This is a genomic window from Streptomyces sp. CC53, assembly GCF_001865245.1.
Classification (GTDB): Bacteria; Actinomycetota; Actinomycetes; order Streptomycetales; family Streptomycetaceae; genus Streptomyces.
Genome location: NZ_MKXB01000206.1, coordinates 1 through 8,086 on the forward strand (window position 1 = coordinate 1; position 8,086 = coordinate 8,086).

General features: G+C 76.3%; 7 protein-coding genes. 2 read left to right on the forward strand and 5 right to left on the reverse strand.

The window, feature by feature from the left end:
- Positions 1-74 precede the first annotated feature (74 nt).
- Positions 75-308 carry a DUF6480 family protein gene (locus BJP40_RS27880; protein ID WP_071273331.1) on the forward strand — a complete coding sequence of 78 codons (234 nt, stop codon included), beginning with the start codon at positions 75-77 and terminating at the stop codon, positions 306-308.
- Positions 309-572: 264 nt separating this feature from the next.
- Complete coding sequence (locus BJP40_RS27885) at positions 573-2,894, forward strand: serine/threonine-protein kinase (protein ID WP_071283161.1); 2,322 nt, start codon at positions 573-575, stop codon at positions 2,892-2,894.
- A gap of 73 nt (positions 2,895-2,967) precedes the next feature.
- Here BJP40_RS27885 and BJP40_RS34705 read toward each other — a convergent pair whose 3' ends face one another.
- The 5 genes from BJP40_RS34705 to paaK all read right to left on the reverse strand — a co-directional run bounded on the left by BJP40_RS34705 (position 2,968) and on the right by paaK (position 7,782).
- Entirely contained in the window at positions 2,968-3,141 is a 174-nt protein-coding gene (locus tag BJP40_RS34705; protein WP_175500053.1) for a hypothetical protein, read from the reverse strand.
- Between the two features lie 169 nt (positions 3,142-3,310).
- Positions 3,311-3,508: an antitoxin gene (locus BJP40_RS27890; protein ID WP_071283162.1), complete on the reverse strand. Its 198-nt coding sequence runs from the start codon at positions 3,506-3,508 to the stop codon at positions 3,311-3,313.
- On the reverse strand, positions 3,499-4,452 hold the full coding sequence (locus BJP40_RS27895) for an arylamine N-acetyltransferase (protein ID WP_079171527.1): 954 nt from the start codon (positions 4,450-4,452) through the stop codon (positions 3,499-3,501). The genes BJP40_RS27890 and BJP40_RS27895 overlap by 10 nt, the downstream gene beginning before the upstream one ends.
- Before the next feature lie 82 nt (positions 4,453-4,534).
- Entirely contained in the window at positions 4,535-6,337 is a 1,803-nt protein-coding gene (locus tag BJP40_RS27900) for a serine hydrolase domain-containing protein (RefSeq protein ID WP_071283166.1), read from the reverse strand.
- 155 nt (positions 6,338-6,492) lie between these two features.
- The gene (gene paaK / locus BJP40_RS27905) at positions 6,493-7,782 is read right to left on the reverse strand and encodes a phenylacetate--CoA ligase PaaK (protein WP_071283164.1); all 1,290 of its coding nucleotides are present in this window, start codon (positions 7,780-7,782) and stop codon (positions 6,493-6,495) included.
- Positions 7,783-8,086 lie beyond the last annotated feature (304 nt).

The following is an 8,086-nucleotide window of genomic DNA, read 5'->3' on the forward strand; positions in this document are numbered from 1 at the left end:
AGCGGTGTGCCGCGCGCCCACGCCGGTCGCTCCGCAGCGCGCATGAACCCGCCGCTGCTGCGCACTCGTGCTCCATGAGGCACATCAACCCCGACCCGGAACCCGAGCGCAGCACCGGCCTGGAGCCGGGCGGCGGCGTTCCGCCCGGTGAGACGCCCCCCGCCGAGAGCAGCCTGCCCGAGGCGGGGCCCCGCGAGACCCACAACCCCACCAAGGGCTGGGCCAAGGCACCACTGGCCGGGATCCTGTTGGTCGTCCTGCTGGTCGCCGCAGGGCTCGCCGCCATGGCGGTGGCCATCGCGCGGTAGCCCCGGCCACCCGGCGAGCGCACCCCGCGTCCCCGGGCGCGCACCCCGTCCCGGGGGCGCGCGGACCGGTCTGCGCTCCTCGCGCCGCCACCGATGCCCCGCACCGGTGCTGCCGCCCCGGGTGCGCTGTTCCGCTGCGGTGGGAAAGCCGTGGCCAGGCCCGGTCCGCCCGGGCGACCCGCCCCGTACACACTGTCAGGGCGGGGCGCCATACTGGACGGGCCGGGGAGGGCGCGCGGAGACCGACGGGGGCGACAGCAGGCGATGGCGGACACCAGGCTGATCCACGGCCGCTACCGGCTGCTGGAGGTGATCGGGCGCGGCGGTATGGGCGAGGTGTGGCGGGCCACGGACGAGGCGCTCGGCCGCCGCGTCGCCGTCAAGTGCCTGAAGCCGCTCGGGCCGCAGCACGACCCGGGCTTCGTGCGGGTCCTGCGGGAGCGGTTCCGCCGTGAGGCGCGCGTCGCCGCCGCGCTCCAGCACCGCGGCGTCACCGTCGTGCACGACTTCGGCGAGTGCGACGGATCCCTGTTCCTCGTGATGGAGCTCCTCGAAGGCCGCAACCTCAGCCAGCTCCTGGAGGACAACCGGCACCACCCGCTGCCCCTGCCCGACGTCGTCGACATCGCCGAGCAGGTGGCCGACGCCCTCGCGTACACGCACCGCCGGGGCATCGTCCACCGGGACCTGAAGCCCGCGAACATCGTGCGCCTCGCCGACGGCGGCGTGAAGATCTGCGACTTCGGCATCGCCCGCCCCGGCGCGGACACCGGCGCCGCCTCCCGCCTCACCTCCGGCGGCATCGCCATGGGCACCCCGCACTACATGTCGCCGGAGCAGATCAGCGGCGGTCAGGTCGACCACCGCAGCGACCTGTACTCACTGGGCTGCGTCCTCTACGAGATCGCCACCGGCGCGCCGCCGTTCGACCAGGACGACGCCTGGGCGGTGCTCGTCGGCCACCGCGACACCCCGCCGGTGCCGCTGCGCGTCCACCGCGCCGAGCTGCCGCCGGTGTTCGAGCGGATCGTCCTCGACCTGCTCGCCAAGGCCCCGGACGCCAGGCCGGCCGACGCGGGCGACCTCCACCGGCGGATCACCGGCGCCCGCGGCGTGGCGATACCCGCCCTGCACGGCGCGCCCGGCGCCGTCGCCCCGCACCTGCTCGCGCCCTCCGCGGGCCCCCTCGGGGCGACCCCGCACCCGTCGCCGTCCCCGTCGCCACTCCCGTCCCTCCCCTCAGCACCCACCCCGGCGGCCCCGGGCGACCACACCGCCTGGACCCGCTCCCTCACGCCGGGGCCCGGGGCGGTCGGCGCCCCGCGCCCTGTGCCGCCCGAGGACCCCGCGGCGGCCCTCACCGGCGAGTGGACCTCCGCCACCGCCGCGCCCCCGCGCTCCGCCGCGTTCCCCTTCGCCGCCCCGCCGGAGCCCCGGCGCCCGTCCCCGCCGCCCGAGCTCCTCGCCGTCCTGGCGGGCCGGCACAGCGCCGGGCTCGGCCTCGGCCGGCTCGGCCGCTGGGAGGAGGCGGGCGAGGTCCACCGCTCCGTCGCCGCACAGCGCGCGCACCTGCTCGGCCCCGACCACCCCGACACGCTCGCCAGCCGGTACGAGGCCGCGTCGACCCTCAGCCGCACGGGCCGGACCGCCGACGCCCTCCGCGAGTTCACCGAGGTCGCCGAGGGCCGCGCCCGCACCCTCGGTCCTGACCACCCCGACACCCTGAAGGCCCGCCAGGAGGTCGCGTACGTACTCGGCCGGCTGGGCCGCCACTTCGAAGCGCACCAGGCGTACGCCGACGTCCTCGCCGCCCGCGAGCGCACCGCGGGACCGGACCACCCCGACACGCTGCGCTGCCGGCACAACCTCGCGTTCACGCTGGGTCGGCTCGGCCGGCTGGAGGAGTCGTACCGCATGGCCTACGGCGTGGTCGCCGCACGCACCCGGACCCTCGGGCCCGACCACCCCGACACCCTGGTCACCCTGTACGAAGTGGCGCACACCCTGGGACGGCTGGGTCGCTGGACGGACGCGCTGCGCACCTACCGCGAGGTGGCCGCAGCCCGCGGCCGGGCGCTGGGCGCCGAGCACCCGGACACCCTCGCCGCCCACTACGAGGTCGGAATCAGCCTCGGCAGGCTCGGCCGGGGACAGGAGGCCCTGGACCTCTTCCACGACCTCGTGGCCGCCCGCACCCGCACGGGCGGCCCGGCCCACCCGGAAACCCTGCGGGCCCGGCACGGCTACGGCGTCAACCTGGGCCGGCTCGGCCGCTGGGAGGAGGCGCTCGCCGAAGCCCGGGACGTCGCGGCCGCCCGTGACGGGGCGCTGGGCCCCGACCACCCCGACGCCCTGGTCAGCCACCGGGAGGCGGCGGTGTGCCTGGGCTGGCTGGGCCGCTGGCAGGAGGCCCTCGACGCGTACCGGCGGGTCGCCCGCGCCCGCGAGCGCCTCCTCGGCCCCGACCACCCCGACACCCTCGCGGGACGCCACGACGAGGCCCGGTGCCTGGAGCGACTGGGACGCCACGACGAGGCGGCCGCGATCTACCGCCGAGCCGCCGCGCCGAGCCGACGCCACCCGTGACAGCGCTCCGGGTGGACCCCAGGACAAGGGGCCCACCCGGAGCGGTGGTGCGCGCGGTCAGCCGCGCGGCGGCTCAGACGTGCCAGCAGGTGCCGTTGAAGTCCGCCACGTGCACGTCGCCGGCCGACACGTGGCCGCCGCTGAACCAGCAGCCGTGCACGTCACCGGTGTGCGCGGCGGCGGGGGCGGCGGCGAGGAAGCCGACAGCGAGCAGACCGGCCAGAGCGATCGAGATACGCCGAAGCATGTTCGTCTCCTTGTGAGTGGGGGTACTCGCCTCGACTCTTCATCACCTGCCGCCGGCCCGCACTCCGGGACGTACGACCGGGTGGTGCATCCTTCCCGGTGCCGTCCGCCGCCACCGGCCGGAAGGCCGCCCGGGCCGTGCCCCGCGGCGCGTCGCAGCACGGGGCGGGTCAGGACTGAGGCGGTTCCCGACGCTGGTCGGGCTCCTGGCCCAGCTGCTGCTTCAGCTTCTCCTGAGCCGTGTCCACCTGGCTCCGGTACTTGCCCTGGGTCTTCTCGTCGACGAAGTCACCCGCCTTGTCGATTCCCTGGCCGGCCTTCGCCTCGTGGCCCTTCAGCATCTGCTTGAGCTTGTCCATCATGGACATGGGTCATCGTCCTCTCGCCGGTTTCCCCCCTGACCCCCAGTCTCTCCGCCGCGTACCGCCGCCGCATCCGGGCAGCCCGCCGCCACCGGCCCGCCGGACCCGTCCCGCCCCCGCCGCGCCAGCCACTCCCCGTGCGCCCGGCTCACCCGCAGCCACAGCGCCGCACGGTCATCGGCGTCCAGACCGTCCACGCGGCGCAGGAACCGCTCCTCCATCGTCCCGAACCACTCCTCCGGCGTGTCGATCTCCTCGGTGACGGCCCCGGCAGCCTCGATCCGCGTCAGCACCCTGCCGCGCAGCACCCACACCCGTTTCTCGTCCCGCCGCAGCATCGCGAACGTCTTCACGAAGCCCGAGTCCGCCGCGGTCGACAGCCGCACGTGCTCGGCCGCGAAGTCCGCCAGGGCGGCGGGCTCCGTGCGGAACTCCATCAACCGGATGTCGCTGCTGTGCGGCGGGTACAGGCTCCAGCCGCCCGGCTCCGCCTCCGACCGCCGGAGCCGGTACACGAAGTCCCCCAGCGCGTACGTGCCCTCCCGCAGCGGCAGCGGTTCGAACGGCCCGTCACCGAGCCCGACGTCGACGAACCACGCGGCGCCGCCGACCCGTACGGTCAGGGCCAGGTGGTTGCCGGTCGCACCGCGGCCGTCGGCGTCCGTGTGCACTCCGCCGGCGTGCAGCGAGACGTCGTACCCGAGCGCCCCCAGCAGCGCCGCCAGGGCCCCGTTCAGGTGGAAGCAGTAGCCGCCCTCCCCGGCCGCGAACCGCCGCACCGACTCCTCGGGCGCCATCCCGGGCGGCCGCCCCAGCTGGATGCCGACGTTCTCGTACGGTATGCGGGCCAGATGGGCCCGCTGCAGAGCGAACAACTCCTCCACGGAGGGGCGCCCTGCGGGCCTCACTCCCAGCCGTGCCAGGTACTCCTCGAATCCCTTGACTGTCATTCCGCCGACCCTAACCACGCCCCCGCCCCGCCCGACCGCCGGCCCGCGGCGGCCCGACGCCCGAACGGGCGCGCCCGGAGAGTCAGTTCGCCGACCTCGTCCAGCCGTCCGCCGCGATGCGCGCCGTGTCCCCCGGCCGTATGTCGTCGAACAGCACCCGCTCACCGCCGCCGACGACGCGCAGCCCGTCCACGTACACCCCGCGGCCCCGCAAGCGTCCCGCCCTCGTGTAGCGCCAGCGCAGCCGTCGCGCACCCGCCGGCAGCGCCGCGTCCACCGCGTGCCACGCCCGCCCCGACCAGCCCGCCACCTCCCCGTCCGGCTGCCCGCCCCGCACCCCGCCGGGCCGTACGGCCGTGAACGGCACCGCACGCCAGCGCCCCGCCTGCGCCGCCTCCAGCAGCAGCCGCTCCGCGCCCGGCTCCGTGTCCCACCACAGCGCGCACCGCAGCCGAAGCCCCGGCCCGTCCGCCGCCGGCACGGGGAGCGTCAGGGTCGCCACCGGGCCCGACCCGGCCGGGAGACCCGCGCACCACGCCGTACGGCCGGACGGGGGCCGCACCGGCACCGCGCGCGCCAGCCGGTCGGCGACCGCCACCCGCGGGGCGGACCCCGACCGCCACGTCCGCACCGGGTGCACGGAGTTGCCGAGCAGCACCAGGAACGTGTCGCTGTGCCGGTCCAGGACGACGCTCGTGCCGGTGAACCCGGTGTGCCCCGCCGTCTCCGGGCCCGCCATCGCCCCCATGTACCAGCGCTGGTTCAGTTCGAAGCCCAGCCCGTGCGCATCACCGGGGAACGCGACGTTGAAGTTCCGGAACAGCAGCTCCGCGGACGCCGGCGCCATGATCCGCGCCCGTCCGTAGCCGCCGCCGTTCAGCAGGGCACGCGCCAGCACCGCCACGTCCCAGGCGCGGGAGAACACCCCGGCGTGCCCGGCGACCCCGCCCCACGCGTACGCGTTCTCGTCGTGGACCTCGCCCCGCACCATCCCCCTGTCGAGACCCGACCAGGGAGGCCGGGCGTCCTCCGTGGCCGCGGTCCACGGCCGCCACGAGGCGGGCGGGGCGAACCGGGTGCGGCGCAGGCCGAGCGGACCGGTGATCCGCTGCCGCAGCAGCACGTCCAGCGGTCGCCCCGTCACCTCCTCCAGCAGCAGCTGGAGCACGATCAGGTTCAGGTCGGAGTAGCGGTACGCCGTGCCCGGCGGGTCCTGCGGCGCTTCCTCACCCAGCCTCCCCAGCCTTGCCTCCCGGTCCGGCTCCCGGTACAGCGGCAGCCACGCACGCAGCCCCGACGTGTGCGTGAGCAGCTGCCGCACGGTGATGGCGGCCTTCCCGCGGGCCCCGAACCACGGGAGCCGCGCGGCCACCCGCCCCTCCAGCTCCAGCTCTCCCCGCTCCGCGGACTGCACCGCAAGGACGGAGGTGAACAGCTTCGTCAGCGACGCGACGTCGCACACCGTGTCCGGTCGCATGGGCACCCGCTGCTCCGGCGGCAGCTCCACGCCCCGCCCGGTCGTCTCGTCGTACGCCGCGTACCGCACCGCGTCCCCGATCGCCCGGTGCAGGGCCACCGTGCCGCCGCGCCCCGCCAGGAGCACGGCCCCCGCGTACCACGGGTGGTCGGGGGAGGGGGCGAGGAACCGCTCCGCGTCCGCGACCATCGCCTCCACCTGCCCGGGCAGCAGTCCCGCCTCCCGAGCCGGCCCGTGCCGCAGCACCGGGCCCCCGCCGTCCGCCGGTACCGGGCCCGTGCTCCCGTCCGCCACCGCCACGCCTCCCCACCGCAGTCCCAGAGCCGCCAGGGCGCCGCCGCAGACGGCCCGTCGGCCGGGCCCTCCGCCCGTCGCCCCGCCGGCCGCCCGGACACCCCTTTCCTGCACCTCGCCGTGGGTGCCCGGCCCGCCGGACGCCCGCGCGCCCACCGTCGCGCCACGCGGACGGCCACCGCACGGGGCCGCCGCCGTGCGGCCCCGCCCGGGAGGGCGCTTCCGGGCCGCCACCGCGAGAGGAGGCACGGCCCGGGGCCGCCGACCGCCTACCCGGCCCGCAGGTCCACGACCCGCCGGATCTTGCCGACCGACCGCTCCAGCGTCTCCGGGTCCACCACTTCCACCCCGACCGACACGCCGACACCGTCCTTCACCGCGGCCGCCACCGCCCGCGCGGCCGCCTCCCGGTCGTCCGTCGACGCGTCCGCGCGCGCCTCCACCCGCACCGCCAAGGCGTCCAGCCGGCCCTCCCGCGTCAGCCGCAGCTGGAAGTGCGGTGCCAGCCCGGGGGTCCGCAGCAGCACCTCCTCGATCTGCGTCGGGAACACGTTCACCCCGCGCACCACCAGCATGTCGTCGCTGCGCCCGGTCACCCGCTCCATCCGTCGGAACACCCGCGCCGTACCCGGCAGCAGCCGTGTCAGGTCCCGCGTCCGGTAGCGCACCACCGGCATGGCCTCCTTGGTCAGCGAGGTGAAGACCAGCTCCCCCCGCTCGCCGTCCGGCAGCACCTCACCGGTCACCGGGTCCACGACCTCCGGGTAGAAGTGGTCCTCCCACACGTGCAGCCCGTCCTTGGTCTCCACGCACTCCTGCGCCACGCCCGGCCCCATCACCTCCGACAGGCCGTAGATGTCGACGGCGTCGAGCGCGCACCGCTCCTCGATCTCCCGCCGCATCCCCTCCGTCCACGGCTCGGCACCGAACAGGCCCACCCGCAGCGACGTGGACCGCGGGTCGACGCCCTGCCGCTCGAACTCGTCCAGCAGCGTCAGCATGTACGAGGGCGTCACCATGATCACCTCCGGTCGGAGGTCCAGGATCAGCCGCACCTGCCGGGCCGTCATCCCACCCGACGCCGGCACCACCGTGCACCCGAGCCGCTCCGCTCCCGCGTGCGCCCCCAGCCCGCCCGTGAACAGCCCGTACCCGTACGCCACGTGCACGACGTGGCCGGGGCGCACGCCAGCGGCACGCAGCGACCGCGCCACCACGTCGGCCCACACGTCCAGGTCCCGCTCCGTGTAGCCGACGACCGTGGGCTGCCCCGTCGTCCCGCTGGACGCGTGGATCCGCCGGACCCGCGACCGGTCCACCGCGAACATCCCGAACGGGTACTGGTCCCGCAGGTCCGCCTTGGTGGTGAAGGGGAACCGGCCGAGGTCGGCCAGGCTGCGGCAGTCCTCGGGCCGCACCCCAGCCGCGTCGAACGACCGCCGGTAGAAGGGCACCTGTGCGTACGCGTGCCGCAGCGACGCACGCACCCGCTCCAACTGGAGCGCCGCCAACTCCGGCCGCCCCAGCCGCTCCCCGTCGTCGAGCCCGTCCAGCACCATGCGTGTCCGCCTTCCCGTCCACCCCCGGTCCCACCCCGGGCGTACCCCACCTCCCTACCCGCTCCCGTGCGGCAACCGACCTCCTGCCAAAGGCGTAGACCAGGCGGCCGACGCCGCACCCCGCACCACCGGTGAGCCCCTCGTCCGCAGGCCCCGTCCCGCCGCTCGGGACCCCTTCCCGACGGGCCGGCCGCCCGCTCCCGACCGGCCGGGCACCCCTGTCCCGATGCTCAGGCCCGTACCCGACCCGCTCGCCCCGCCGTCGCTCCGCCCCCGCCCGTGCCCTGCCACGCCACGCCGACGT